A 26167-nucleotide genomic window follows, 5' to 3' on the forward strand; every position below is an offset into this window, starting at 1 on the left:
ATGTGGCTTCGGCCATCTAGCTACTTGACTTAGCATCACTCGAGCATGGTGGTGGGCCACGAGTAATCGGAACGGGAAACGGCCCAGAATTCATCGCCCACGCACGACTGCCCATGAACCAATGGGCACAGCGCTACATTAACTTCCACCCGCATTACTCGCCAGACTATCTCAGCCCCGCGACAACATGCGCGACAATGAAAACAAAGCCGCGCCAGCATCCTGCCCGAATCAGATTCCACAATCTAACTCTGCACCCACTAATCGCCATCATATACCTGTTTCATACACAACCTACGCAGATTCACGCACTTACGAAGCATCCAGTTAAATATAGTTACAAAACCCCTTTCCCAAAAGACACGAAGGCTAGTTTCGTCCGAAGCGGCACCTCTCGGAAGCACAGTAATAGGTAATTCTAAGTCCCCCACCTTATCCTTGATTCGCAGGCTCAGACCAGAAAACTCTCAAATAGCTATGTAAAGTTCCAGCTAACGTAATGGTCACCACGTAAAGCAGAACCCCAATAGTAATTTGATTTTCAGACACAAATGCACCTCCTCCACAGAGATCTAACATTGCCGTCAACCAAACTGGGTCGTCTACATGGGCAGCCACTTCGGGGGATATTACTGGTGCGGAGCAAAGCTCTTTAGTTACACCTGAAGCCTGCAGACTTGGGGCAAATAAATGACGGGGATCAAGCTGAAAGCCATAAACAACAAACGTAAATCCGACAATATCTGCAATCCCAGGTATCCACCATCTATAAAACAAATTGTTGGACTGCTTGCAAAAACTAAATGGCACATAAATTACTCCAACAATGTATCCCATTACTGCAAATAGTGCGGGAAATTCTACAAGGATTACCGGACCAACAGTAGACCTACCGGGTGAAAACTCATCGATAAGCAATGGAGAAACTGCAGCCGACGCAGCCCCTGCCGCTGCGAAGAAGCCCACGGTGTTTGCTAAATTCATGCCAGCGCTACGCATATCGAGACGAAAACGAACTATTCCCTTCCACTGTGCCAATAGACCAAACGCCACAACACATAGCACCGCAACTGTGCAGATAGTTGATATATACAGAATATTAAAGCTAGCAGCACTCCTGAAAGCGTTTTCCGAGATATCCTTTGAATCCAACAAAATGGATACTATAACAATTACGGATATGCCTAATACCGATACCAGTATGAGAAGCAGAAACCACCCTACCGCAGCCGTCTTTTTCCTCTCATATCCATCCGGAAAGAGTTTGATTTCATCCCAGTCCTGCGCTTTTACTAGTTGCAACCACGAATTGCAAGCAGCAGTAATGATTGACCCAAAACGTGCCATCTCGAATCGAACGAGACTCATAACGCTCTTCACTTCAAGTACACTCATCCTATGCTTGAGAGCCCAATACAAGAAACAGCACAAAAATCCTGCAAGAAACAGTATGGTACAAAGTTGCTTAAGTGTCTGGGATTTCACACATGCTACGATCAGTATAAGCGTGACCGCTATAAGTACTAGACACATGCAAACGAATCGCGCTCCCCTACAGATTCGTTTAAACAAAGAATATGCTTTCATGAGATAACCTCACTAATACAACGTTTGTTTGAAGCTTGCTTTGCTCTGCTTCTATTGCATTCTGTTGAATGTCTCGACTATTCTGGAATAGCTAAAATCGTCCCACATAAAAGTCAAGTTCAGCATTGCTGTCTCGTAAACACTACGTTCTTTCTGGCAATACCGCCTCTAAGACCAAGTTATTCTCCACTAGTTTCTCTTTAAATCAGCTAGAGGTTGAACAAATATACTAGGATACTTTCAGTAAATCCCGAGTCAAGCTCTCGAAAGCGATTAAATGCGTCAAACAGTCCAGATTTTAAAACGGAATACGCCTATACATCAAAGAAATCTACCAAGTCGACTGCACAAATATTCACATCGGGTGGTAGCGCACACGCAAAGCACTACACATTGAGAGGTTACCCATATTCGCTAGAGGGTTAATCATCCACAAAGTATAACACCAAACAGCAGAGACTGAAGTTGTACCTAGCCATTTACCTATGCAAGGCTCCAGAGCAATCATACGTTAGCGATGCCCCAGTTCCGTAAAGCTAACGTACCCACGACTCAAATCTCAAAACAGTACTGTTTGCTCCCCCTCTACCTGCGATGCCGAATCTTTCTGTTTGGGGAGGCTATCAGTTCGATAGCCGATTTCAAGAAATCTAGCCGGACTCTCCAGCGCTGATTCTAGTAGACCTTTCCGGAATAATCCCACGACTTTAGCCACAGACCTTGCTTGGCAATTAATTGATTTAGCTGGGTTAAACTCTATATCAGTCATCGCGTCGTACTCTACTATCTTTTCCAAGAGCTCATGGCGCCCCTGTAAGGCCTTTGCATACAACCAGTCATAGAAATAAGTCTTTGGCTCAAGCGGGAACGTGTACTTATAGAACCTAAACCCGGTTAGACTTCCACTTTGGTGTAACCGTGAGTCTCTTTTTGCTTCGCGAGAGGTCGCCATCAGTAAATCCTCATACGGGCCTCCATGCTCAAAACACTTCGACGCTTGGAAAGCAGATTCTACTGAATATTGACCACGACTATGGGTAATCATCAAGTTGAATGCACTCAGCTGAACTCCAAGATCATCCGGGCTTTTACTTGAAATATCAATAATCCGTGTCGTGGAATGCTGCGCCAAGTATGCCTCGTGCAAACTTGCAATTGATTTCTGCTTCTGCGATACCGAGAAACCAGAGAAGAACTTAAACTCTACGTCATCGCTAGAAAAGAATGGAATTGTTGTTTCAGCACGGAATACTGGTCTATTCGCCATTTTTGTCCTGTCCATACCAATTATGCCAGCATTTCGGGTATCCAAAGACATTGTAAGCCCGCTCCCCTTTTACTTTCCAGGCTTGATATACGTAACATCTCTTTGCCTGCCTATGTAGTAACTCCTCTACCTTTAGCTTTAGTTCTATGTCCTTGACCGACACAAACTTGACTAAATCAAAAGGGACAGTCGCATCAATTTGCACCTCAGCTTGAGGATCTGTAGTGAGAAAACAAGGAATGCCGTCATCAGTACGATTCACGGTCCGTCCTTGTTTGGTACTCATCTCATCACGAAACAAGTCTTCAATGTCTTCGCCATCCACCGAAACGCTTTCACTACTTTTCTTGAATATCGCATTGGCAGCATTAGTGTGATAGAAGTAAATCCTGCCAAGCTTTGCAATTTTTTTGAGGTCCCCAACAGGGATAAAAAGGATACATATACCGTCATCCTCCTTGCTTTCTTCAATCTCCTTACTATATTTGTACATCATAAGGAGATTTGGGAAAGAAACAGAAAAGCAAGACCGCTCCCTATGCTGATCCAACCTTAACTCATCAAAATACCGTACCTCAGAGCGCTCAGACTCAAGCTTCCCCCTCGGGACAATTCCTTCCTGTATAATCCTTGGGAGATTACTTACACGCGTAAAATGTACTAAATGCTCAACCTCACGCTTTTCTAGATAAGCGATTACATCGTCGATAGTCCTATTCGGCATACCGGTAGTTTAACAAGATCGCCATCAAATGTGAATCAAATAGTCATAGAGCAGATATAGCAAGTGGCACTTCTAATACAGCAGTATCATTTACGAAAAGTCACCAACTAACTTGGTAGAGCCCAGGAGGCACGTGTCGAATTTGTCTTGTTCTACTCACAACTGATTCTGCGCTCCACTCCTTCACTGACTATGTAAGGCGACGGGTACCTAATTGGTGCGTTCGCCGCCGAATACAAAATCGAAGAGGTCAAGGCGGGCACCCCGGTCACCCCTAGCAACTGTTGCCGCTTAACATCATCAGTCGGAAAACCTATTGGATTGGGATTACAGACTCTCTTCTGCGGAGCTCGCGATATCATGGTCTTCATGAGGGGCCAATATCCCGTTCTCATCGGGGCCATAACACGCCTCATCCCCATGGTGTTTCGCGGCTCCTCCGACAAAAGACTGGCGCTCGTTCCAAGCGTCGTAGGCTGAGTTTCTGCGTCCCAGTCGAATCGCTGACTCCACCACGAACTGGCGACAACGGAGGAAGACGTCATCGGAAAGGTCGGAGCTGGGACACCAGAGGAAATGGACCTGCGCACCCATCGGCATCATGACCCAGGTGTATATGCCAAGAAAAACATGTACTCTTGGAGGTCAATCCCCAAAACAAGGATTCTAACCCAACCATCCAAGTTCTCCGACCACCCGAATGCCTTCTCTCCGACCCTCCCGTTATAATCTCGGATATCGAAAACTGAAGGAAGAAGACTCAGCTTCGTCATGATGAGGAGCCGTCCCGGATAGTATCTCTTACTTTGCTTACACCCCTGCACCATTGCCTCGAAGCAGAGGCGCAAGTACTGAAAAAGTATGCGATCTTCGAGTGCGTCAAAGCTGCAGTGATCCGCCCGGTGCATCTACTAGCGCATCTTGCTCGGCTACGTCAGCGAGGAAGTTGATACTGTTCGCGATGCATCTGTAGATTGTCTGCTTGGCGCTTTGATTACCGTGGTGTTTAAAACCGACACGGGCGCTGTTCAGAGTAATCATGGCACTACGATGCCCGGACAGGGCACCACCCTGGGTTTTCATACAATCGCTAAAGGTGCCGAACAGCTTCGCAAAGTCCTTGCTCGGAGTGGCCGCCTGATGGTCCTCCGCAATAAGGCTCAGTATCAACCCGACTGCATCGTGGATGGTCTAGATGCTTACCGCGTTGAGTGGTTCCAGCTCCTTCGCTTGGTTCTTTCCAAGATCAGAATGGCATCTAACGATTCTCAGCCACTCGACGTGCTCCCGTTTCAATTCCATGTTACTTTTCACCCCTATGACCATACTAGTAAACAACGAGAGTACCAAGACCACAGTGAGACCCCTATCAGGGCAAGAAAACAGGTGCAGTGTAAATCTCCTTGAGTGATAGCAAAATATCCCCCAAGTTTTCCACAGCCGAACGCCGTAGAGACCCGAACACAGTAGCCGTCCGCAAGCGCAAACAAACCACTATGGACGGTGTTTAGCCGGGGAAGATTTGCCTGAAACACCGAACTAACCCGCACCCGTATACCCAACTTATGCCCAGCCAAGGAACAAATATGACATTTACGCAGGTCAGAGATTTTCGGCGGTCTGTGTCGAACTCCGCGTGAACAGATACTACGTGCCATTGATCAGCCAGCGACTTGGCGCATCACCCAGCTGCACATCGACGCCTTCCCAACGGGATAAAATCCCACTCTTACTCGCGCAATGCCTAGGGCGAGCGCGAGGCCAACTCCATCGTTTCATGGTTCTACGACGAAACCAAGAGTTAACCCACGGGGAGTATGTGTAGGTAAGAAAAGCGGAGGCAGTGCTTACTCTCGGTCAAGAGTTTGACACTTCAACACCTCCCCACACCACGTTAGGTGTTTATGCACACAATACCGCAAGCTAGGCTTAGCCGGGACCGAGCCCAAATCCCGCAAACCCCGCTCTAAGCCCAACCCAACCAATGACAACAGTCCCAGCCCAGTCATAGAATAAGCTGGCCCTTCAGGCGTGAAGAGCTTGAGACAGAGCCTTCCTTAATCTGACGTGGAATAGCTTGTCCTGCCCCGCCAGCATTACCGCTTAACGGTTATCTTCGGGCAATGGATGCAGACGCCGGTAGGCCTCTCGGTAACCATTCTCGCGTGCTTTGCCCGCCGCGAGGAGGGGGTCCTCTCCTTGCAAACCCCACAGGCTAACACCGACTTTCCCATCCAGCATTTCCCAAAGTTTGACTGAGAGTTCAGGCATGCGAGCCCGCGTGGTTCTGTAGGCCAGCCAGTTCAACATCAAAAAGTTGAGTGGATCGTTTGCGTCAACATGCGGGACCAGCCGCTCAAAAGCTGCTTTCACGGTATTTTGGCCTTGCGGAGAAAGCCACACGATTTCGTCTATCTGCTGATGTGATAGTTTTCCAAACCTCCGGTAAGTGACGGAGGTTGCCCCAACGCAACCATGGACAGTGCCAGTGCGGGACTACCTTCAAGGGCCCCAACTGCGAGATGATGAGCTAGGTTCTTTAAATCATTTTCAGTACCGAGCCATCGCGAATCAAGCAGTGTAATCAGCATGTACCAGCCGCCATAGTTCCAAAGGTCAATGTCCTGCCATAGTTCAGCCCATTCAAGAGCTTTCTCACGATCGAAAATGCGGGTCGGCCCCTGGCCTAGCACCAACGGATGAGGGTCCGTAGGGTCAACCTCTTGTGCCTGCAATGCAAGTTGCATAGCCAACCTGGCAAAACGCTCGTACCCTTCATCCCCTTCTTTAGTGACCGTATCGATGGTCCCATACCCGCGATACTCGCCAGAGATTTTCACTGCCGCCTCAATAGCTCCCAGCAAAGACGCAACTGAACCGTACCTCTGCGCCGCTTCTAGGTGTGCTTCTGGAACTGCACTAATCAGAGGCTGAAAATCTAGAACAAACCGGGTCCGATCGAAGCCTTAAAGGCTGTTGTAGATACTATCTACCGTCGGGAAATCACCAGCCAGCCAAGCTTCAGCAGCCTGCTCTGCCCCTAGGTTGAAGAAATCCATTGAAACCCTAACGAGGGGTGGCAGTGAGGCAAGCAGGCTGGCATTTTCTTCTTCCCGGGCACGACATTCAAGGCTCTGCCTACGCCAACCAAAGAATGCCATAGATTTCTCCTCTCTGCGATGAGAATACCCAGATTACGATAACATACCTAGCAAACTACAAGCCTTTTAAGACCGTAGCCAAAATTCGCCACATCTATGACATGCCTCACTCGAACGAGAAACCTTAGGCGACATCTCTCACTGGGTTCCTAAAATAATCACTATGTCTGTTGAAAGTCCAACTCCCCCACTCAAGCGCAATCCGATTCAACGCACCATCGCGTGGCTACGTAGCTACGCTCTGATTCGCCCTATCATTCTCCTGTTAGTTTTTCTTGCCATCACAACATTAACTATTTATTTCTACCCTATTACGAAGGAAGGAACCTATGCGCGAGAAGTTGTTGTCGCGGCCATCGGTTCATTAATTACTATTATCGGCGCGATTGGCGTTGCTATCGTTACTTTTCCACAGCAGATACGCGCACAACGAGAGAACCGCAAGATCCAGCACATGGATGAAGAGTCATGGAATAAGCGCCACCTCACGGTTGGCGGAATGGTTATTGACGACATTGTTGTCGTCAAGTCAGGACGAGAGAAAACTCCTTGGACTGACCTAGCAGTTATGGAATGGCAACCAACGCTCCCGGTGGGTAAGCGAGACAACTTCTCCAGCCACAAACTGGTGGATACTGCTAGGGAGCAGTGGCTCGGCGACATTGAAAGGGATTGTAAGAACAAAGGGATTGCCCTTAGCGACGACGCATGCGTGGACATGGTAGACATCACTATTTCCTATGTGCACAACAAATCAGGTCGCAGAATTCCTAAATACACTATTACCCCTGCTATAGAGAGCTACTACAATTTCCTTTGCTCCACAGCAAACCTAGATAGAAAGCTCATAGTGGATGGCCAAGAAACGACTCTGCGAGAGAACGTCGCACACCCTCCGACCGACATTGAATCAGTGCGAGAACTTCCATTCATGACGAAAGTCGGAGTAGGAACAGTAGCAATCACCTCTGATGGTTTCCTTGTCCTTGGAGTTCGTGGTCGCACAGCAATCGCTGGCCAGTTTGAGTATGACGAGATAAGGAAGGCAGTCCACATTGTCGCGGAAGGAATGATTCCTGAAGACCGTGGCGTTGGAGGCACTATCGACCCGCAAAAAACTTCCTCTCGTGCGCTTGAGGAAGAACTCGGCATTTCAAGCGGCAAAGATGCCATAGGCGAAGTGAAGGAGACGGCTGCTACCGGCTTCTTCTTTGATCAACTCAGATATCAGCCGTGTTTCGCATATATCGCTCACCTTGATGTGGATCGAGATCAGCTACAGGCAGGTCTGGGTAGTGCCCAAGATTCCTGGGAAGTCGAGAAATTGTTCTTCATGAGATTCGACCCGAACAACGCCGAAGTGATTGCACTGTTACGTCATGAGCACCCTTATCTAAAACTAGCATCTAATCATGCGCATGCAGTTCTGTGGTTTGCCTGCCTGTACCAGTTCGGCTACTTCAAGATGCGGGACTGCCTGAACACTCCACTCGGACGAATTGATAACGGCCAATACAGCCTATAAAAACATACTCGCGAAGTGCGCTGGTTTAGAGGCGGCCAATCTGCGAGATACAGTTCTCCGCTTCAATAACGGTCGAGCAATTCAAAGTGCTACACGCTGCAATCCAAATACGTAAATCAAGCTTGAGATAAAAGCTATAAACAAAGTCCCACATTCCGGGGATAATGGTGGAGCTAGGGGTGTGTGATTTCATGACATATGTCCGCTTCTTTGGCGCTGGGGTATTTCATGACATATGTCCGCTTTGAGGCTGTGGTTATGAGTTGATGTTTCACGAGATATGTCCGTTTGGTTAGATAACATCAATCATGTCTTATTCAAGAAACAGAGCAATCGTCCTCGCAGTAAGCGAAGGCGCAATGACAACTACTCAAGCAGCTAAACACTTCAACATCTCCCCACGCCACGTTAGGCGTTTATGCGCACAATACCGCGAGCTAGGTTTAGCCGGGATCGAGCCTAAATCCCGCAAACCCCACTCGAATCCCAACGCGACCAATGAGACTATCACTATCAAAATCATCGAAATACGCAAACAACTCATACGCGAAGACCTAGACGCAGGACCATGGTCAATCTGGGACAGGTTAGAACCAGCAAACCGCCCCAGCCCCGCTACCATCTGGCGCATCCTTAAACGCGCTAACCTCATCACAGCCCAACCACACAAACGACCCAAAAACTCATACCACCGCTTCGAAGCAGACCTACCAAATGAAACCTGGCAATCAGACTTCACCCACTGGCCCCTCGCTGATGGCACAGACACCGAAATCATCACCTGGCTAGATGACCACTCCAGATACCTCCTCCACCTCAGCGCTCACCCACGCATCAGCGGACAAATCGTCATCGATACCTTCACCCAAACCGCTACCACCCACGGCCTTCCCGCCTCAACCCTGACAGACAACGGCATGGTCTACACCACCAGACTCGCGCAAGGAAACAACAAAAGAAACAACCAGCCAAACGGATTCGAACAACTCCTCGCACAACTATCAATCACCCAAAAAAACGGAAGACCAAACCACCCCACCACCCAAGGAAAAATAGAACGCTACCACCAAACCCTAAAAAGATGGCTACGCGCACAACCGGCAGCCCAAACCATCACCGACCTCAACAAACTACTAGCCGATTTCCAACACATCTACAACACCCAACGCCCCCACCGCGCACTAAACCGAAACACACCCCAAATAGCCTACAACGCACCCCAAACAGCCTACAACGCACTCCCCAAAGCCCAACCCACCATCAAACACAACAACCAACACTGGCGAGTACGCATCGACACCATAGACGAAACCGGAACCATCACCCTACGCTACCTAGGAAAACTCAAACACCTAGGAATCGGCAGAGCCCACAAACACCAACCCATCATCGCCCTAATCAACGGACCCAACACAATCATCATCGCTAAAACCACAGGCGAAATAATCGCAGAACACACCATAGACCCCACCCGCACCTACCAAAAAAACAACCTCAACAAACGGACAAATGACGCGAAACATAAACCTAAAAAAACGAAAATCCCCCGATGTATGCGGACATATGTCGGGAGAAATCACGATGGTGGAGCTAGGGGGAATCGAACCCCCGACCTTCTCATTGCGAACGAGACGCGCTACCAACTGCGCTATAGCCCCTAGGACACATAGGATTTTAGCACCAAAACATTATGGTGTGCGAATTCTAAAGCGTGTCATTATGGTCGAGGGGGATTCCCCCTCGACACCAGTAGTGGAACTAGCTGGCGGCCGCTCGACGCTGCTCGATTACAGAGTCCACATCGAACTCTAGGGCGGCGCCCGCAGCAACCTCAGCGGAACTCAAAGCACCGGTCGCTGGGCGGCGGGCACGAACCGGGCGAACCGGAACCCGGCCGACAGTACCGGGCTGTTCAAGCTGCAGATCCATTACTTCACGGCGCGGCTGCGTGGCACGCATCGTGTACAGCGGTTTCGGCAGAGGACGCGGCTCCCAGCCAGCAGATTCAGCTGCCACCGTCTCAGTTTCAGACTCTGCAGCTACCGGAGTCTCCACCTCCGTGGAGATATGCGCGGCCGGCTGAGCAACAGGCTGGGCGGCGACACTCTTCTTCCGCGGAGCGATGACCGGGGCAACAGCGGCGACAGCCTCATCCTCGGCCCCAGAAACCTGGCGTGAAGCCCGCTTCTCCGTGGGGGTCTGCTCACGACGACCAGAACCCACCCGGGCACGAATCTGCGCGATCTTAGCGTTCAACTCGGAAAGCTCACGACGGCCAGCCGCAGCAGCGAAACGCCCCTGCACCAAAACCACTGCCACCATAGCGACCGGCAACGTCAGCCACCACCAGGAAACAGTTTCCGTCAAAGCCAAAATGATTACGATCGGCAAAATCATTGCCAAAGTCAAAGCCAGCACGGTCACGCGACGTTTCGCCTGCGCAGTCAAACGCCCATGCACTTCAGCGCGCTGTGACAGCGCGGACGCTAACTCCGTCACAGAAGCCTGTTTCTTTTGTGTGCGGGCGGCCATGCCGACCTCCTTACCGATGACTGCTCTTTTCCGAAGAGCAGATGAACTACCATTTCCAAGCCTACCGGCTGGCGCGCCCTCACGTTGGAAACGCGCCGAAGAAACCGCAGGATGTAAAGGAATCGAACTGGAGCCATACTCCCGCGGGACACCGGATTTTTCCACCGTGATGGGCACCAAATGCATCCGGTCAGAGAAGCGGTCGTCCGCATGGCACTGCGCATCAAGCGTGCGACGGTACGACATGCCAGGCGCCATGTAGCCCATCACTAAAAGGCCGGCGCCGGCAAGAACAACTCCAGCAATACTCACCATTCAAAAGTACGCGAAACACTCACAAAGTGACGTAATGCCACGCCGATTGTTGCAATATCAGCAAAATTTAGTGGTCAGCTAGGAGCCGGGACACCAGGCCGCCGCCGGCTAGTTCCTCCGCCGTGACGGCATAGGAAACATGATCTTCCCAGCTGCCGGCGACGTGCAGGTAACTGCGCCGCACGCCCTCGGCCCGCAACCCCAGCTTCTCTACGACCCGTATGGAAGCCTGGTTGCGGGGCATAATGTTGACCTCAACCCGGTGCAGGTTGCCCTCGGTCAGCATGAACTCGATGACGGAAGCTAAAGCCAGCGGCATAATCCCCTGCCCAACCCGGGAGCGACGCAGCCAGTAGCCTGCCATTCCGGAGCACAACGCTTGCCGGCTAATCCCGCCAACCGAAATTTCTCCGGCCAGCTCCCCGTCAGCCCAGATTCCGAAAGTGACGTGGCGGCCCTCCGCTAGGTCACGTTGGGCGGCTTTCACGTAGGTGCCAAAACTGGGGGCACCCGTCACGTAACCGGGCGGGCTGGTGGCGTTCGTGGGGCTGAGCCAGCCGTCCTCCGCCTGCCGTAGCCGCAGCAGATCCGCTAAGTCACACCCCGTTAGCGGCACCATCTCAAGCTGGGTTGGCGGCAAAGTGCCATCCCCCGCGGGATGAGTCACCTGCGCGACAATCCGCGGATCGGGGACGAGGATGATGCGTCGCCACCAGCTTAAAGCGCGGAATCGAGAGATCCATCCACTACCAATCGGAACGGTCATAGCGGGACGACTAGTCATCTAGGAGGATGCAGACCAGCTCATCCTCCTCATTCACGTTAGTGACGTTCTCCGGCACGACCGCCAGCGCATTCGACCGGCCCAGCGCGGACAGCAGTAGCTGATGCGGGCCGCCTTGCACGCGGGCCACATAGCCGGCGCTCGGGCTACCTTCCAGGCGGACCCGGACGAACTCCCGCCGGCCTCGCGGCGAATACCAGGAGCGGTCCACGCGAGCCCGCAGGGTGGGCCGATATTTCGCGGACCAGCCAGCCATCGCTCGCAAAGCAGGATGCACGAAGACAGCGAAGGAAACCTGCGCCGCTACCGGGTCACCGGGCAGACAGAAAATCGGGATCCCGTCCCCCACATGGCCAACCCCAAGGACACGGCCCGGCCACATCGCCACCTGGTCGAACTCCACTTCACCGAGCGGCGCCAAGACCTCTTGCACCGTGTCGGATTCGGAGCGGGACAGGCCTCCGGTCGTAATAATCAGGTCGGCGCGCACCAGCTGGTTTTCCACCATGGCTCGTAGTTCACCGCGCTGATCAGAAACCGCGGAAACCCTGAACACGTCGGCGCCCAAATCAGAGGCCGCAGTAGCTAAAGCGTGACCGTTTGCGTCAAATACTTGGCCGGGCTTCGGGGAGCGGCCCGGCTCCACCAGCTCATCACCGATCGAAATCACGACAACGCGGGGGCGAGGACGCACCAGCACTCTTTCCCTGCCAGCGCCGGCCAGCAAAGCCACCTGACGGGAACCAATGCGGGTTCCCGCACGCACCAGCGGCTCACCCTTCGCCACATCCTCGGCCTGACGGCGAATATTCTCACCCACGCGCGGCGAGGACTTGATCTGGACTTTCGCAATCCCGCCATCCGTATAGTCGAGGGCGAGGACCGCGTCAGCGCCCTGCGGCAGTGGCGCACCTGACGAAATCCGGGCGGCGTTACCGGCCAGCAAAGCTACCGGATTAATGTCACCGGCACGAATATCCTCAACCACACTCAAGGTCACGGGGCTTTCCGGATGGGCGTCACGCACATCCTTGGTGCGGACCGCGTAACCGTCGCAGGCAGCCGAATCAGAGACCGGCAAATCCCAGGGGGCGACAACATTCTCAGTGAGGATACAGCCAACCGCTTCCAGCAAGGTGACTTCCAGCTCCGGAAGCTCCCCCACTGCCGCTATACAGTCTTTCACATGCTTGGCGACGGATTTCATTAGAGTCCTTTCACGTGTACTGCCTATAGATTACCGCGCGTAGACAGCCGAATGGTTGAGGCCTCCGGCGAGTGGTTGAGATACATCCCATAACCGACGGACCCATGATTTTCAGCCCGCGCCGCACCACATGCGTTATTGTTCAGTTGAGTAACAAACTATGTTGCAACAATCTACAGGAGGCTTCATGCTTAAAGGTTTTAAAGAATTCGTAATGCGCGGCAATATTGTCGAGCTAGCCGTCGCCGTTATCATTGCCGGCGCTTTCGCCCCGATTGTTAAAGCAGTCACCGACTTTATTCTGAATCTGATTGGCGCTATTTTCGGCGCTCCCTCATTCGACGCAGTTGGACAGTTCACGGTGAACGGTGCCGTCATCCAGCCGGGCACCATCCTGACCGCAATCGCTAACTTCCTGCTGGTGGCAGCAGCCGTGTACTTCATGGTCGTCATGCCAATGCAGAAGGCTGAGGCACGCCGCGCCAAAGCTGAGCCTGCGGCCGAGGCAGAGGAAGTAGTACCTTCAGAGGAAGTCCTGCTGCTACGCGAAATCCGTGACTCTTTGCAGAAGCACTGATTCCACCAGCTAAAATGCGTTAGCTAACACGCGCAGAGTTAAAGCCGCAAGTTCCCATTTCTGGGCTTGCGGCTTTTCTCTTACGTATAGCGCCCGCTGACATTTATAGCTTCGGCTGGGCGTGCGGCGGAATATTCTCCACGATACGGGCGTCATTCTCTGTGCCGGAGCCAGTGTCGGTGCTGAGTCCGTCGCCGGGGCCGTCCTCCCAGGAGGGTTTCAGCCCCTGATCGATTCGGGCCTGGTCGGCTTCCGAAATGTAGACCGCCCGCCGTCTGGGACGCGGCCGGGCCGGCCGGGCAGTTGACTCACTCATTCTTGTTACCTTCACTGCTGGGATCATTCAGCAGGTTCAAGATCTCATAGTTGCGGCGAATCGCGTAGCCCAGCACCGCGTCAACTTGACGTCCGGTGCGGGTCAGGCCGAGGGCGCGATGCAGTTCCTTAACGAACTGTTTATGCGTGCGCGGCACTTCGTCACCGGAAATCCAGCGGATCATCTGGTCTAGCTGCTCATCACTGTAGGCGGCCAAAGGCAGGCCGGTAGCGACGCCGGGGCGTGGCCCGCGGTCCCGAACAATGGGAGTAGCAACCGTAATCGGGGTTTGGATTTCCACGCCGTGGTCCAAGCCGGTTTCAAACATTTGCTCACCGGTGGTTTCCACATCCGGGTGGATACTGCACGTGTCTTCCAGCTCATCGACTGGGAGTTCAGGCTCTCCCGCCCAGTCGCCGGCGTTGCCTTCACCTTCCGACTGCGGGGCAGCTATCTGTTCAGCCAAGTATTCTGCTTCGCTGGCACCGCTATCGTGATGGGTGACAGTCTGCTCTGCGTCCGGTGCGGGGGTAGCTTCCGGCGCGCCCTCGTCCTCGTCCTCAACAATCCCAGGCGCCAGGGTTTCTCCACGGTTACGTCCCAGCCGCTCATCCACGGCATCCAAAACTAGCTCAACTAGGGCTTCAGCTTCACCTTGCGGGTCAGCGAAAGCAGCGGTGGAGAAGATGCGTTTCACCAGCCAGCCGTTTGCCTCTAGGCGCTCCACTTCGTGCCGGTCACGCACCCGTAAGCTGGGCTGTTTCACATAGTTCGCGTCATCGGTGAGGACTGCGACCAGCAGCTCATCCGGCACATCCGGGTGACCCAGTGCCAGCGGGATCCGGTATCCGCCTTCAACCCCCACGTTGGGGACCACGTCAACACCCATCCGGTAGAGGCGCTCCGCCAGGTCAACTAGCAGACGGTCGGGGGCTTCCCCAACAGTCTCCCAGCCGGCAGAGTCTTGGATTCCGCCGCCTTCCGCGACCCGGTACAGGTCCAGCAGGAGGCGTTCACCGGGAGCGGTCAGGCGTTTCTCGTCAACATCTTCGGGGGTGAAACCAATCAGCAACGTCAAGTCGGCGCGAACCATGTTCAGTACTTCAGCCAGCTTCACTAGGCCATCACTTTGCGAGATTTCACCAAGGTCATGCATCATGCGGCCGTGCGGGGTTTTGGCGTAGCCGACAGACACAATTACGCGGTCGCGTTCAATGCCGTTGGCGTCATCCATGGACACCACCACGAAAGGCTCCGCCTTGTCGGTGCGGAAGAAATCATCAATGGCCGGGTTCTGGTTCGATGCCAGCGCCGAAATGATAGCTTCTTGCAAATAGCCGGCATGGCGGGCGTTCAATGCCGCAACCGCGAGGGATTCGTCGGCGCGCCCGATCGCATGATCAAGCACCATTTCGACAACCTTGTTGACTTCCGCGGTGCTGGATTCAACCGTGGTTGCACCGATTGCGGGCATGCCGCGCCCATCCACCTTGACTAGGTTCACAGTGTGCATGGTGCGGGGCGTGGGTAGCGGCGCAACGGACTGCTGGTAGCCGTGGCGGGACAGCAAACTGGCTACCGCCTGATGGTAGGGGGTGCGGCTGGCCGGGGCGGGCAGATGTGGCAGGAGCGAAGCGATGGTCTGCCAGGCGCCTTCACCTTCACGCTGCTTGTCGCCGAGGGCGATCAGCTGCTTGGTCCGCGAAATCAGCGGAATCAGATGGCCCATCTGGGTGTCTTCCATCCGGTCAACCACGACTACGTCAGTGCTGGCACCGACCACGCTGGGCGCTAGGACGGCCGGAATAATCCGAATCGGGACTAGGTCCCACAGCCAGGGTTCACGGTGAATAAGGTCAGCCATGTCAATGGCGGCACCGGAGTTAAACTGCTCAATCAGACCGGTGATAGCTCCCGCATGAGCGCGGGCTACCTTCCGGGCGCGGTGGCGCAGTAGCCGCCAAGCGGCATCTTCGAGGGAGTCGATGTGTGCACGGTCCAGTTGCCGTAGCTGCGCAGTGAGGGAGTCCAAAGTGGGACCATCTAGCGCTTCGAAACCCTGATTCTGCTTCATAATGTGGCTGAGAATGGAAGCCCACCAAGCTAAATCCAGCTCTGGGACAATGAGCTCTGGGGAGACTTTACGGCGGAGCAGATCCTCAGCGAACTCAGTCAAACCCAGCTGCTCTAAGGTGGCTTTCGCGTCATGCAGGGCAGGTAAACCGTAGGCGGTCGCCGCGGTCGCTTCGAGGCGGCCAATCAGCTCATCCAACTCCCCTACCGGCATGTGCAGCAGGTCAGCTTCCGGGAGGACCGACTGGATAACTTCTAATTTCCCTGTGACCGTAGCAGTGGATTGACGCATCCCATCTAGGTCGCTGGGTAGGGTCGGCCAGCCGCCCGCCTCAGAGTACTTATTCCAGGCTTGGCGTTTAGCCTGCACGGATTTCAAAGCCGCATGCAGGTCAGGGACCGCCGTGCCGGGACGTACCATGTCTTTGGCCTGCTTGGTGAGGCGACGCCGAATGGAGCGTTTCATGGGCCGGTCATTATCGCGTCGCCACTGTGAGGAGGCAGTAGCCGCAATCATGTCGGAGGCGGAACGTTCAAAGACGTGCGGCAAGAAAATATCTAGCACTTCACGCACGCCATCTAGCATGTCCAGCTGCTCAGACCATTCAGCGAGGCTAGAAGCACTCCGCAGACCCGTCTCGGAGGCCGTCCGGGACATTGCGAAACGAACCGTGTCCAGAGCTTCACCCTGCACCGCACGGATTGCGTCAATTACTTGATGCGCAGTTTCGGAGTCATAAATCTTGGCGTTATACCAGGCCTGCTCAGAGTTCTCCGGGGCGAAGAAACCAACCGCAGCGGCCTCATCTAGGGCGGCGCGAGCTTGCGCTCCCCCGTCGTTAAAAATGCCTTGACAGACGGCCTCGTTGAAACGGACCTTGGTGCGCGGAGCCGGATGCATCCCAATCAGGTCGGCCAGCACCTGCAACGTCTGGTAGGGGGAAATATTCCACGGTTTGCGCGGCTCATGAAGCTGTGAAACATAATGCTCCATGGTGTCACGCACACTGCGCAGCTCAGCTCTTAAACCCTGAGTGTCGTATCGGAGGGCATCGGTGACGGGCTGAACGGCAACGCCCTCGCCCTCGTCCTCAATGCTGGAAACGCGCGCGGCTTCCTCACCTGTCTCATCTTCCGCCATGTAGTTAAGGTCTTCAATCCGGCCCGTAATGTGCATATCGGAGCCGAAAGCATGCTCCTCAGTGGTGTACTGTTTGGGAGCCGGCAGCGGATCTTTCAAGTGGCTGAGGGCGGAGCGAATATCGGAACGCAAATGCCGACGCCAATGCTGCGCATCAGTCAGGTCCACCGTAAAATGGCGCAGCCCGTAGCTGCGGAGCATATCGCTAATCGCGTAGGCCGTGGAGGTGTCGCCACTGGCGTAAACCACGTTGCGGCCAGAGAGCGCCACATCCACCAAAATCGCGGTCGCCAAGGTTTTCGCGTCAGTGCCCGGCCCGGCATCAACCACGAAGCTGCGGCCCAGCCTGGTAGTCTCAACCACGTGCGAGCCCAGCGGATCAAGGTCACCCACGCCGTGCTCTGAGTCCGGGTCACGGTCCTTCGGGGAGCCCGGCAGGAGCGGCTCACGGAAAATCTTTTGCGCTTCCGGGTCGCCAGCTAGCGCCCGCACCAGCGGGGACTGCTGCAACTTCGCGCCGTCAGCCAGCTCCCGGGACGCCATATACATGGGGTGCATCGCAAGGTCTAGGGACAGGTCTTCATGCACGCTGAAGCGGTCCAGTTTGTCCGCCACCATTGCACGCAGCAGGTCCAGAGCCGGGCCGGGCGTGAAACCGTGCCGGCCAATGCTCTCATTGTAAAGCTCAGTGGGATTAACTCGGACACCCTCTTCACGTAGCGCCTGCAACAGCACCGGCGAAATCATCATGGAGCCTTCCTGCTGAATCAGGTAGTCCTCCCCCTGCGGCACCAGCGTCACCGGGCGCAAGAAAATAGGCAGATTCAGCATGGACGGTTCAGGGCGTTTCGAGGATGTATCCGGTAGCCCCTGAGCATCAGTCAAGATGCGGTCTTTATCCTTCGGGGTGTGCAGCCAGCGGGCAGTACCGACCGCTAGGTACACGCTGGAGACGCCGTAATCTTGCACCTGCAGATCAGATGCGCGTAGCAGCGCCCGAGCCTGCTTCATGCCCTGATGGAAAGCGGAAGGCTCACGCACCATATGGGAGAGGGTGACAGACGCCCCGGAGTAGAGGCGCACTAGACCACCGGGATGCGAATGGGTAAGTTCCACGATGGTGCCGCGGGCCGGCATTTCAGCAAGGTCCAGCTGTTTCACCCAGGCATCTAGGCTGCGACTGAAACTGTATGGTTCCGGCGCCATTTTAGTCTCAGCGGGAGCGGATTCTGCTTCGTTTTCGGGAGCGTTTTCGTCGCCTTCATCAGCGTTCTTCAAGGCGCCCTCGGCATCCAAGAGCTCCTGGTGGTCCGGTTCCGGTGAGGTACCCTCTTCCCCGGTTGCGGGGACATTTTCTGACCCGACAGTGTCCCACGGGGGGAGCTGTTCGGGTTGGGGCTCGCCTTTGCGTTCGCCTCGGCCGGTGAAAAAGTTTATCGGACTCACCCCTTTATCCTAACGATTTCGCCGTATTTTGCACGCGTGCCACACCGCGGCAACCGGCTTGCCCGCCTGGTTCAAGAGTCGAGGAGGTGCCGAGGGTTCCCCACTCCGGCCCGTTGTGGTTGGCTGATTCCAGCGGCGAGGATGGGTTGGCGCTCCAGGATGGGTTCAACCTGTTTTTCCAGCCAGTTCTCTGTAATCCCAGCATGGTAGGTGATGGCGTCGAGGGCGACGAGGATCCGGTAAATGGAATGGTCGCTGAAGGGCCGGAATTGGCGGCTAGCCCGGCGGGCGGTACTGCGGGAGATGCGCGGCATGTCCGCGACCGGATGGTTCCAGATGCGGGCGCAGTGGGAGATACGGTTACGCAGGTAGACGAATGATTTGATCTGGCTGGGCAGTGCGCGGGGGCTGGTGTTTAGGCTGCCCGCCACGTCGTCTAGCACGCCGGAGGCTTTGGAGGCGGCAATATGTTTGGAGAGCGTCCCGAAGGAGAAAGCCTCCACGGCCACCCAGATGGGTAGTTCAGCGTAGGCTTCGGCGGGGTATTCCCCGTTTTCTTTTTCGCCGTCTTGGAAGTGCTGGATGGCGGCTTCTTTGCTCCGGTTGAGGTTTCTGAGGGCCGCGAACTGGGGTTGCCCGGTAGCATCCGGTGGCGGGGTGAGGCCTTCACCGTGGAGGAAGGTGTCACGCGGGCCGACCAGTTGCGCGTAGGAGTTCGCGAAGCGGGCTCGGAGCGTGATTTCGAGGGGGCGTAGAGCCTGCGTGCAGACGTGTTTGAGTTGCTCTTCCGCCTGGTAGAGGTCTTTGATTTCAGTAAAGGTCGAGCCAGCCATGAAGCCACTGTTTTGGTCGGCAGGATCCTTCAGCCAGTACCGGTAGTAGGCGGAGAGCCGATAGTAGCTGACCTGGCTGAGAAACTTTGCGCATTCGTCTAGGTTTTCAACATGCAAGCCGAGGGCGTCCAGCTGCTGCGCCTGCCGCCGGTAAATGTCCTGGCTGTCTTGTTGTTTCACGTCTTTGTCTTTCACCGTAAAGATTAAAGTCCCCGGCCATTTGTGCTTAACTCCTAGAAGCAGAGGCCTGACCGGGGATCTATCAATATCTATTATAACAATTCTGGCGGGATTTTTACAGGTCTGGTGGATATGTAAAGAATTTTTACATGTCAAGAAAACGTGTAAAAAATTTGCCGATTTTTTTACATATGCAGATTTACCGCCTATAGTTGATGTATGTGGAATGGACCAGAATCTCCGTATCAAGAGCTCCCCGGATTACCTCCAGCCGTGGACTTAGCTACCCCGCGCATACTTTCGGCACTGATTGAACCTAGGGCCGCTTTAGCCGCTTTAAACCAGGCCTGTAAGCAGCTTCCAAATCCTGCTTTACTGATTAACCTGATCCCATTATTGGAGGCACAGTCTTCCAGTGAGATTGAGAATATTGTGACGACTCGCGACGAGTTGTTCCGGGCCGCAAACCTAGAAGAACTCTCTCAGATCTCCCCAGCGGCTCGTGAGGCTCTACGCTACAGAGCGGCCCTTCGCGCCGGGTTTGAGTCAATTCTTGATCGTCCCTTAACCGCACGAACAGCGGCGCACGTTTGTTCTGAGATTCTTGGGCGTGAGGTGCAGGTACGGTCGGGAACAGGTACTTATATTGGCAACGCCAGAACGCAGAAGAGGATATACACTCCCCCGGAGGGTAAAGGAGTGTTGGAGAGCAAGCTCTCTGACTGGGAAAAGTTTATTCATCAATCAGAAGAGCTTGACCCGTTGATTGTGATGGCTCTAGCACACTACCAGTTTGAGGCAATCCACCCGTTCTCTGATGGAAATGGACGCACTGGACGCATCCTCAACCTCTTGGCGCTGAAGGAGCTTTCCCTCCTAGACATGCCGGTACTTTATTTGTCAGGCTATTTGGTGCGACACAAGAACGACTACTATCGTCTGCTATCTGCGGTAACGGCTGAACAGAAGTGGGAAGAGTGGCTCGTTTACATGTTTAAAGCAGTAGAGCAGACGGCGAAATGGACTTTGCAGTTGATTGAAGAGCTACTAGAGCTTCAGGAGAACTTTGAGCAAAAGATCCGTGAATATGATAGTAGCCTACCAGCCGCAGACTTAACCAAGCTGGCCTTCACGCAACCCTATCTAAGAGCCAGTACGGTCATGGATTATTGCGGTGTTTCACGCCCGACCGCAACGAAACGGCTAAAGTCTCTAGCTACGGCCGGGGTGCTAACCTCGGAAAAAATGGGACGAAATACGATCTACCTGAATCAATCCCTGTTGCAGCTAGTCTTCAGCACTTCTGTGGATTAACTCACGCTGGGTCTTGAAATCAGGGTCGGAGGAAACCACGCAACTACCCTTAGGATTCTACGGGCGAAAAGATATGTAAAGAATTTTTACACGTCACGAAAACGTGTAAAAATTCGCCAAATTTTTTACACGACAGAACTGAACCTGTTAAAAGGTTAGCGTTTTGACAACCGACTATCTTTGCTGAATGTGTAGCTAATCGCAGGCTGATGCTTCGGTTTTGGTTTTGCTTTACTACCCTCTTGCTTCTCAGAGTTGTCATTCTCAGTATTCTTATCAGTCATATCCTCTACCTACAGACTATACTTCCCAGTGTCGCAAACATAAATACTGTGGCAAAGCCAAGCAACGCGTACCCTGCTTGCAACAGTTTACCCTTGCGCTTACCAAAGGATCGCAAGGCCTTTATCTCCATCACTTTCCATTGGTTTAGCTGAATCTGCATCTGTTCAGCTGACTCATCTAATTCCTTGTAGGCATTGTCAATATTGAGCGCATCCAGATGGGCTGACTTAACCGGAAAGAGAACCGCAATCGCGACTACCAAGCTTGCCATCGCTAATCCTAAATGTAGTGCAATGAGCGTTCGCGTCACGTTGGCATCTAGCATTTCGTTCTTAGCCACGATGATTGCGAAATCTGCGGATAGAGCGATTGATACGATCGTCACCAGAGACTTCGCTTTGTCTTCTAGTGATTGAATCCGACCGGCTTCTTCTATACGAAGTTGCGAGTATTCTTCATGTAAAATTTGAATCCGCGCCAGCCCACTTTCAGTTCCGTCAGACACTGCCTCCACCTCCAAATCGAATCCAAAGCATACAGTGTTGATTCTGCCAACAAATCTTGCCCTCGCTCAGAAGATAGTCTTAGCCTCTTCCTGTAGTCGGGGCTTTCGATCAGCATTCGTGACCGAGAAGCTTACCCCCTGAGCCTGCAAATCTGCGTTCGTAATCAGTTCCGTACGCATAATCTGCTCCAAGAGCTCAGCTTGCTGCGGCTCCATAGAGACCAGATGCGTTAACACCGCCAGTAGTTCGCTGAACTCTTGCGATAACTCTGGAGTCCAACTGACTTCATTAATCTGATCCAAGGGTGATGATTTCCGCCCCTTCGGCTTTGCTCGTCGGTACCCCACCCATGAGTCAATAACGTTTCTCCCGCCGACGGTATAATCCCATACCGCAGGTGAAACATTGGACCACTGCCCTTTACCTAATTTGATTATCCGGGTTGTTTCGTCATATTCGACGGTTTCAGGAATTTCGACCCCAACTGGAATGTCATATTGCGGCATGCTCCTCATGTCTTTTGCGTCCAGCACCGAAGACAATCCCTCCATAGGCCGTCCCCGTTCCCCATAGGTGTGCAACCAGATAACTACTTCCCCCCAGTTCAACGGCTGTTTGCCACAATCCTGGATCTGTAGTTAACGGCACATGATTGGGATAGTTCTTCAGCTCACGTTTGAATAACTCAACATAGTGCGGGTGCGCAGAAACTCCTGCAATATATGCGGCTAGTTCTTCTACACTCACGCTACGGTGAAGGATGCCAGCTAGTGCCTCCAGCAGGTTTGGCGACACATTGGGAGAACCATCAGGATGATAGATAGGGAGCGAGCGACCGCCCCGATTATTAAAACAATGCATGTCTGGGATAAGAGCCGAAAACATCAACCCTGGACCGGCTTTAGGGAAGTGCGCATGTTGCTCAATTACGAATAGCTGTTCAGGTATACGCGCAGCCCACAAGGCTGGGCTCGGTCTATGCAACAATCGACTATCGGCAATCAGGTATTGGCGGTCAAACGACCTATAGCCAACTCGCACAATGGCTGGTCTTTTAGGCCATTTTACTTCCATAAACGGAATACTTGTTTCCTGCTCGACATCTCGACCTGCTAAAGGCTTATGCGGAAGCTCAAACTTTGTGCTACTTGTTTCTTTAAACATATTCCGCTTTTCCTGCTCATTTTCTTCAGTAATAAGACTATCCCAACGCCGTTCAAGCAAAGGCGCGGTGGGAGCATACACCCAGGCCTTATTCGGCTTCACACCCGGAGCAACCCAAGGGAACAAATCAGCCAGGGCAGGTATCTGAGCCCAAGCCTTTGAGGCAGCCGGAACGAAACCGGCCGTCCACTCAGAGGACGCTAAAGTGAAACGCTCATCGTCAAGAGAAAGCGCCGCAAGCTGCTCAAACTTCTCTTCCCGGGTACCTTCCAGCTCAATATAAGAAACTGGGGCAGGCACCGAAATATCATTCTCACCATTGCGAATGAACACACCGATGGCAACCTCGGTCTCAATATCAAAAATTGCAGTTTTAACCGGTGGTTGCTTTCCCTCCGGAGTGAGATTAATAATCCAGCCTCGGGAGGTATTCTCTCTAATCCACCTACGCATGCCCGCAAAACCAGGGCCATTCAAATATCCAGTAGCAGTAATAAAGCAAACTACGCCCGGTTTGGATTTCTCTGTGCTCTCAAAGACCTTCCACATAGCCCAGCGCCAGAAATACACGTACAGGTTCTTCAGAACGTATTCCAGGCGCCCATTACCTTCTTCTCTAAAAGCATCCAAAGGCACTAAACCGCTCACACTGGAACCGCTCTCAACCCAGCCTCCCATGCCCTGCGCCTTATCCTTATAGGGAGGATTCCCGATGCAAACTCGAATAGGCGTCTCTTTCTTCAGCTTATTCGCTCTCTGCCTTTGTTCCGCAATCCTTTGTAAACTGTACGAAAGCTGCACACTAGAGCTAGAGTCTGAGTCCTCCAGAGTGTCTGCCACGAAGAGGTTCAATCCACCTTCGGGCACAGTGCCGCCTAGTTCACGGATTGCTTGAGAAAGACGTAGTTCCGCTACCGAAAATGGTCCAGATTGAATCTCAATACCATACAGACGCTGCGCAGCTGCAGTCACCGCGTCAGCTACCGCCCCTTTACCATACGGTCTCGCACTTTCCGCAACGTTCCGAAGCACCGAAAGAGGGTAAGTACCCGTGCCCATGGCCGGATCTATAACAGCAATCTCCTCTGAGGACAGGCCCTTAGGAACCCTTAAATACTGTTTCAGCGCCTCATCAGTTATCCGAGTCATAGCATCTACTACTTCTACCGGCGTGTAGCAGGAACCAGATTTCTTCCGCAACTCCGGATTATAAGCAGAAAGAAACTTCTCATATAGATGTAAATACACGTCCTGCTTACCTGCGGAAATCTTTTGCCAATCTGCCCCAGATAAGGCTCGCACAATGGTTTGAATGGTAATTCCAACATTGAAATCTTCCAAATGCTCAGTGAGTAAAGCCAAGGAACGACCCAACACTGTATGTTTAGTTTCTAGGGCTTCCGCAATCTCTGGTACCCGCTTACCGTCTAGATCCATACCCTCAGAGAGTGCAATAATCAGTGAAAACATCACAGTCTGCGCAAAACCATCTGCAAACTGACTGTCAGTAGCTCTTGGATATAGGCTAGCCCTCCAGTCATTTTTCAAAGCAATAAAAGGACGAGTACGCTCATCCACCCCATGCTGTTTAGCGTACCGGCGATCAGCTTTCACGGATTCAATAACTTCTTCTCGCAGCATTGCAGCCAACGGGGCCATCACCTCAACTAAGCCCTTTGCCGAAGATCACCGCCGGCAGGGACACCAGCATGCTTGGATAAATACGTAAGGCGAAGGAGTTCAACATGTGCCGGGAAAATCTCCGGAAGATCTGGCGCGAAGATGGTCTGCATGTGCCACTAAGGAAGAAGCGTAAGCGTCTTTTGCCCCACTATCACCTTGATGTGCCAGTCGGGCAGTATCCAAGCGACGTATGCTGCTAGACTTCTAGTTCAGCTCACCCCCGCAGGGAAAGCGGGAGATTGTAAACAGGTGGCACTTATCTAAACCAAGCTTTAAGGGGACACTATGAGAGTCGAGCACATTGCACTATACACAACAGACCTAGAGGCGCTAAAAAACTTTTATACTAGGTTCTTCAACGCCACCACCGGCGAAAAATACACGAACCCTAACACGGGATTCTCTTCCTATTTTCTGAAGTTCCATGATGGTGCCCGGCTGGAAATCATGAGTCAAGCCACGCACATCACGCCGCTTCCCGAGGGCGTCCTCGGGTATCATCATTTTGCTATGAGTGTGGGGTCCGAGGGTGAGGTTCGCCAGCTCACCGAACAACTGCGGCAGGCCGGCGTCACGGTTGACTCAGAGCCCCGCTGGACTGGCGACGGCTACTATGAGAGTGTCATCTTGGACCCTGACGGCAACCGCATCGAAATCACCGTTTAACAGGCTGCGCTACGCCACTGGCTTGCGGGCCACCACGATAGTGTCTAGGGCCGGCGGGAAATGGTTGGCTGCGCCGGATGCGGTCGGCAGGTCACGCGGCACATCCTCGGCCTTGATAACCTCATAGCCCATCTCCTGCAAGGTGGAGGAAATCTCCTGGTAGTCCCAAAGCATGTCGGACCGCCTCGGGCCGCGCGCATTCGGGCCGGACTGGGCGCGCGAATGCCCAGCCATCAGAATGTAACCGCCGGGGCGGAGCCAAGAATCGAAACGCGACAGGGCAACCTTAATGCCACCGTCGGTGTGGTGGAAGAATGCGGCCAATAGGACATCCAGTGGCTCATCCGGAGTCCACTCCTGATATGGGGAGTTCACCCATTCAATCTGGTCGTAGCCTTCCTGACGATGAACCTCACTGTAATGCTCTGCAGCGGCCTGACTCAGCTCCAAAGCCGTCACCTTGAAACCAAGATCCGCTAACAACTTGGAATGACGGCCTTCACCCGCACCCACATCCACGGCATGCAGGCCAGCATTCAAAACAGCAGGATCATACTCAGATAGGGTCTTAACTGCGTTCAGCACGGACTCTGACGGGTGCGGACCAAAACGCATCTGCCCGGCCGCAATCAGACTTTTAAAAACATCATCCCAGCTCATCGCTACCCCATCTTCAAACTACGTAATATCAGGCTTAGAGTCTAAAGGCAGGACGACAGCTTGTCACCAGAGTTCGCTCTCAGGAGTCACGGAAATAAAACCCGCCACAGACACACCAAAATAGGCGCATGAACGATTGGTGCCCCCGAGACGATTCGAACGTCCGACACCCGCTTTAGGAGAGCGGTGCTCTATCCCCTGAGCTACGGGGGCAATCGGCG

21 protein-coding genes, 2 tRNA genes and 1 pseudogene are annotated in these 26167 nt (G+C 53.4%); 5 read left to right on the top strand and 19 right to left on the bottom strand.

Features of this window, described 5'->3' with window-relative positions; genetic code table 11:
• Positions 1-432: 432 nt before the first annotated feature.
• From BM477_RS06800 to BM477_RS06840, 7 genes are all read right to left on the bottom strand, one after another.
• Positions 433-1368, bottom strand: a complete 936-nt coding sequence (locus tag BM477_RS06800; protein ID WP_158024395.1) for a hypothetical protein — start codon at positions 1366-1368, stop codon at positions 433-435.
• 778 nt (positions 1369-2146) lie between these two features.
• Positions 2147-2905, bottom strand: a complete 759-nt coding sequence (locus tag BM477_RS06805) for a DarT1-associated NADAR antitoxin family protein (RefSeq protein WP_222842289.1) — start codon at positions 2903-2905, stop codon at positions 2147-2149.
• Positions 2844-3578 carry a DarT ssDNA thymidine ADP-ribosyltransferase family protein gene (locus BM477_RS06810; RefSeq protein ID WP_075361923.1) on the bottom strand — a complete coding sequence of 245 codons (735 nt, stop codon included), beginning with the start codon at positions 3576-3578 and terminating at the stop codon, positions 2844-2846. The genes BM477_RS06805 and BM477_RS06810 overlap by 62 nt, the downstream gene beginning before the upstream one ends.
• Positions 3579-3905: 327 nt before the next feature.
• Positions 3906-4172, bottom strand: coding sequence for a hypothetical protein (locus BM477_RS06815; protein WP_158024397.1), 267 nt, complete (start codon positions 4170-4172; stop codon positions 3906-3908).
• Between the two features lie 1509 nt (positions 4173-5681).
• Positions 5682-5951: a hypothetical protein gene (locus BM477_RS06830; RefSeq protein WP_143230238.1), complete on the bottom strand. Its 270-nt coding sequence runs from the start codon at positions 5949-5951 to the stop codon at positions 5682-5684.
• Positions 5952-5989: 38 nt separating this feature from the next.
• Positions 5990-6442 carry a hypothetical protein gene (locus BM477_RS06835; RefSeq protein ID WP_143230239.1) on the bottom strand — a complete coding sequence of 151 codons (453 nt, stop codon included), beginning with the start codon at positions 6440-6442 and terminating at the stop codon, positions 5990-5992.
• A gap of 102 nt (positions 6443-6544) precedes the next feature.
• Positions 6545-6739, bottom strand: coding sequence for a hypothetical protein (locus tag BM477_RS06840; protein WP_075361929.1), 195 nt, complete (start codon positions 6737-6739; stop codon positions 6545-6547).
• Between the two features lie 163 nt (positions 6740-6902).
• On the opposite strand from BM477_RS06840, the gene BM477_RS06845 reads away from it, so the two are divergent.
• Both BM477_RS06845 and BM477_RS08655 read left to right on the top strand, forming a co-directional pair.
• Positions 6903-8264, top strand: a complete 1362-nt coding sequence (locus tag BM477_RS06845; protein ID WP_075361930.1) for a hypothetical protein — start codon at positions 6903-6905, stop codon at positions 8262-8264.
• A gap of 308 nt (positions 8265-8572) precedes the next feature.
• Positions 8573-9451 (top strand): annotated as a pseudogene (locus BM477_RS08655) (integrase core domain-containing protein); the annotation flags it as partial.
• A 395-nt stretch (positions 9452-9846) separates the two neighbouring features.
• On the opposite strand, the gene BM477_RS06860 reads toward BM477_RS08655, so the two are convergent.
• The 4 genes from BM477_RS06860 to BM477_RS06875 all read right to left on the bottom strand — a co-directional run bounded on the left by BM477_RS06860 (position 9847) and on the right by BM477_RS06875 (position 13102).
• A tRNA-Ala gene (locus BM477_RS06860) sits at positions 9847-9922 on the bottom strand.
• A gap of 100 nt (positions 9923-10022) precedes the next feature.
• On the bottom strand, positions 10023-11111 hold the full coding sequence (locus BM477_RS06865; RefSeq protein ID WP_075361931.1) for a hypothetical protein: 1089 nt from the start codon (positions 11109-11111) through the stop codon (positions 10023-10025).
• A gap of 67 nt (positions 11112-11178) precedes the next feature.
• Positions 11179-11877 (bottom strand): GNAT family N-acetyltransferase, encoded by a 699-nt coding sequence (locus BM477_RS06870; RefSeq protein ID WP_158024399.1) that lies wholly within the window; start codon positions 11875-11877, stop codon positions 11179-11181.
• A 10-nt stretch (positions 11878-11887) separates the two neighbouring features.
• Positions 11888-13102 (bottom strand): molybdopterin molybdotransferase MoeA, encoded by a 1215-nt coding sequence (locus BM477_RS06875; protein ID WP_075361932.1) that lies wholly within the window; start codon positions 13100-13102, stop codon positions 11888-11890.
• A gap of 187 nt (positions 13103-13289) precedes the next feature.
• Between BM477_RS06875 and mscL the strand changes: the two genes are divergently transcribed.
• Positions 13290-13679, top strand: coding sequence for a large conductance mechanosensitive channel protein MscL (gene mscL / locus BM477_RS06880; RefSeq protein ID WP_075361933.1), 390 nt, complete (start codon positions 13290-13292; stop codon positions 13677-13679).
• Positions 13680-13782: 103 nt separating this feature from the next.
• On the opposite strand, the gene BM477_RS06885 is transcribed toward mscL, so the two are convergent.
• The 3 genes from BM477_RS06885 to BM477_RS06895 form a co-directional block, all read right to left on the bottom strand.
• Positions 13783-13995: a hypothetical protein gene (locus BM477_RS06885; protein WP_075361934.1), complete on the bottom strand. Its 213-nt coding sequence runs from the start codon at positions 13993-13995 to the stop codon at positions 13783-13785.
• Positions 13988-18655: a hypothetical protein gene (locus BM477_RS06890; protein ID WP_075361935.1), complete on the bottom strand. Its 4668-nt coding sequence runs from the start codon at positions 18653-18655 to the stop codon at positions 13988-13990. The genes BM477_RS06885 and BM477_RS06890 overlap by 8 nt, the downstream gene beginning before the upstream one ends.
• Positions 18656-18726: 71 nt before the next feature.
• Positions 18727-19668, bottom strand: a complete 942-nt coding sequence (locus BM477_RS06895) for an Abi family protein (RefSeq protein WP_084543788.1) — start codon at positions 19666-19668, stop codon at positions 18727-18729.
• A 219-nt stretch (positions 19669-19887) separates the two neighbouring features.
• Between BM477_RS06895 and BM477_RS06900 the strand changes: the two genes are divergently transcribed.
• A complete protein-coding gene (locus tag BM477_RS06900) occupies positions 19888-20982 on the top strand; it encodes a Fic family protein (RefSeq protein ID WP_075361936.1) in 1095 nt (364 codons plus the stop codon).
• A 289-nt stretch (positions 20983-21271) separates the two neighbouring features.
• Here BM477_RS06900 and BM477_RS06905 read toward each other — a convergent pair whose 3' ends face one another.
• From BM477_RS06905 to BM477_RS06915, 3 genes are all read right to left on the bottom strand, one after another.
• The gene (locus BM477_RS06905; protein WP_075361937.1) at positions 21272-21772 is read right to left on the bottom strand and encodes a Pycsar system effector family protein; all 501 of its coding nucleotides are present in this window, start codon (positions 21770-21772) and stop codon (positions 21272-21274) included.
• Positions 21773-21838: 66 nt separating this feature from the next.
• The gene (locus BM477_RS08485) at positions 21839-22324 is read right to left on the bottom strand and encodes a type ISP restriction/modification enzyme (protein WP_245792889.1); all 486 of its coding nucleotides are present in this window, start codon (positions 22322-22324) and stop codon (positions 21839-21841) included.
• Positions 22266-24596 (bottom strand): type ISP restriction/modification enzyme, encoded by a 2331-nt coding sequence (locus tag BM477_RS06915; RefSeq protein WP_075361939.1) that lies wholly within the window; start codon positions 24594-24596, stop codon positions 22266-22268. The genes BM477_RS08485 and BM477_RS06915 overlap by 59 nt, the downstream gene beginning before the upstream one ends.
• 309 nt (positions 24597-24905) lie before the next feature.
• Here BM477_RS06915 and BM477_RS06920 point away from each other — a divergent pair, with 309 nt between their 5' ends.
• Positions 24906-25286, top strand: coding sequence for a VOC family protein (locus tag BM477_RS06920; RefSeq protein ID WP_075361940.1), 381 nt, complete (start codon positions 24906-24908; stop codon positions 25284-25286).
• A 9-nt stretch (positions 25287-25295) separates the two neighbouring features.
• On the opposite strand, the gene BM477_RS06925 is transcribed toward BM477_RS06920, so the two are convergent.
• On the bottom strand, positions 25296-25946 hold the full coding sequence (locus BM477_RS06925; protein ID WP_075361941.1) for a class I SAM-dependent methyltransferase: 651 nt from the start codon (positions 25944-25946) through the stop codon (positions 25296-25298).
• A 137-nt stretch (positions 25947-26083) separates the two neighbouring features.
• Positions 26084-26159 (bottom strand) — tRNA-Arg (locus BM477_RS06930).
• Positions 26160-26167: the final 8 nt, after the last annotated feature.

The organism is Boudabousia marimammalium (assembly GCF_001936115.1).
GTDB classification, from domain to species: domain Bacteria; phylum Actinomycetota; class Actinomycetes; order Actinomycetales; family Actinomycetaceae; genus Boudabousia; species Boudabousia marimammalium.

Excerpts from the sequence above, each read along its gene's own strand:
- BM477_RS06915 (WP_075361939.1), bottom strand. The coding sequence starts at position 24,596 with ATGGCCCCGTTGGCTGCAATGCTGCGAGAAGAAGTTATTGAATCCGTG.
- BM477_RS06925 (WP_075361941.1), bottom strand. The coding sequence starts at position 25,946 with ATGAGCTGGGATGATGTTTTTAAAAGTCTGATTGCGGCCGGGCAGATG.
- BM477_RS06810 (WP_075361923.1), bottom strand. The coding sequence starts at position 3,578 with ATGCCGAATAGGACTATCGACGATGTAATCGCTTATCTAGAAAAGCGT.
- BM477_RS06885 (WP_075361934.1), bottom strand. The coding sequence starts at position 13,995 with ATGAGTGAGTCAACTGCCCGGCCGGCCCGGCCGCGTCCCAGACGGCGG.
- BM477_RS06800 (WP_158024395.1), bottom strand. The coding sequence starts at position 1,368 with ATGAGTCTCGTTCGATTCGAGATGGCACGTTTTGGGTCAATCATTACT.
- BM477_RS06805 (WP_222842289.1), bottom strand. The coding sequence starts at position 2,905 with ATGTCTTTGGATACCCGAAATGCTGGCATAATTGGTATGGACAGGACA.
- BM477_RS06865 (WP_075361931.1), bottom strand. The coding sequence starts at position 11,111 with ATGGTGAGTATTGCTGGAGTTGTTCTTGCCGGCGCCGGCCTTTTAGTG.
- BM477_RS06870 (WP_158024399.1), bottom strand. The coding sequence starts at position 11,877 with ATGACCGTTCCGATTGGTAGTGGATGGATCTCTCGATTCCGCGCTTTA.
- BM477_RS08485 (WP_245792889.1), bottom strand. The coding sequence starts at position 22,324 with ATGGAGGGATTGTCTTCGGTGCTGGACGCAAAAGACATGAGGAGCATG.
- mscL (WP_075361933.1), top strand. The coding sequence starts at position 13,290 with ATGCTTAAAGGTTTTAAAGAATTCGTAATGCGCGGCAATATTGTCGAG.
- BM477_RS06845 (WP_075361930.1), top strand. The coding sequence starts at position 6,903 with ATGTCTGTTGAAAGTCCAACTCCCCCACTCAAGCGCAATCCGATTCAA.
- BM477_RS06815 (WP_158024397.1), bottom strand. The coding sequence starts at position 4,172 with ATGGGTGCGCAGGTCCATTTCCTCTGGTGTCCCAGCTCCGACCTTTCC.
- BM477_RS06875 (WP_075361932.1), bottom strand. The coding sequence starts at position 13,102 with ATGAAATCCGTCGCCAAGCATGTGAAAGACTGTATAGCGGCAGTGGGG.
- BM477_RS06920 (WP_075361940.1), top strand. The coding sequence starts at position 24,906 with ATGAGAGTCGAGCACATTGCACTATACACAACAGACCTAGAGGCGCTA.
- BM477_RS06900 (WP_075361936.1), top strand. The coding sequence starts at position 19,888 with ATGTGGAATGGACCAGAATCTCCGTATCAAGAGCTCCCCGGATTACCT.
- BM477_RS06840 (WP_075361929.1), bottom strand. The coding sequence starts at position 6,739 with ATGGCATTCTTTGGTTGGCGTAGGCAGAGCCTTGAATGTCGTGCCCGG.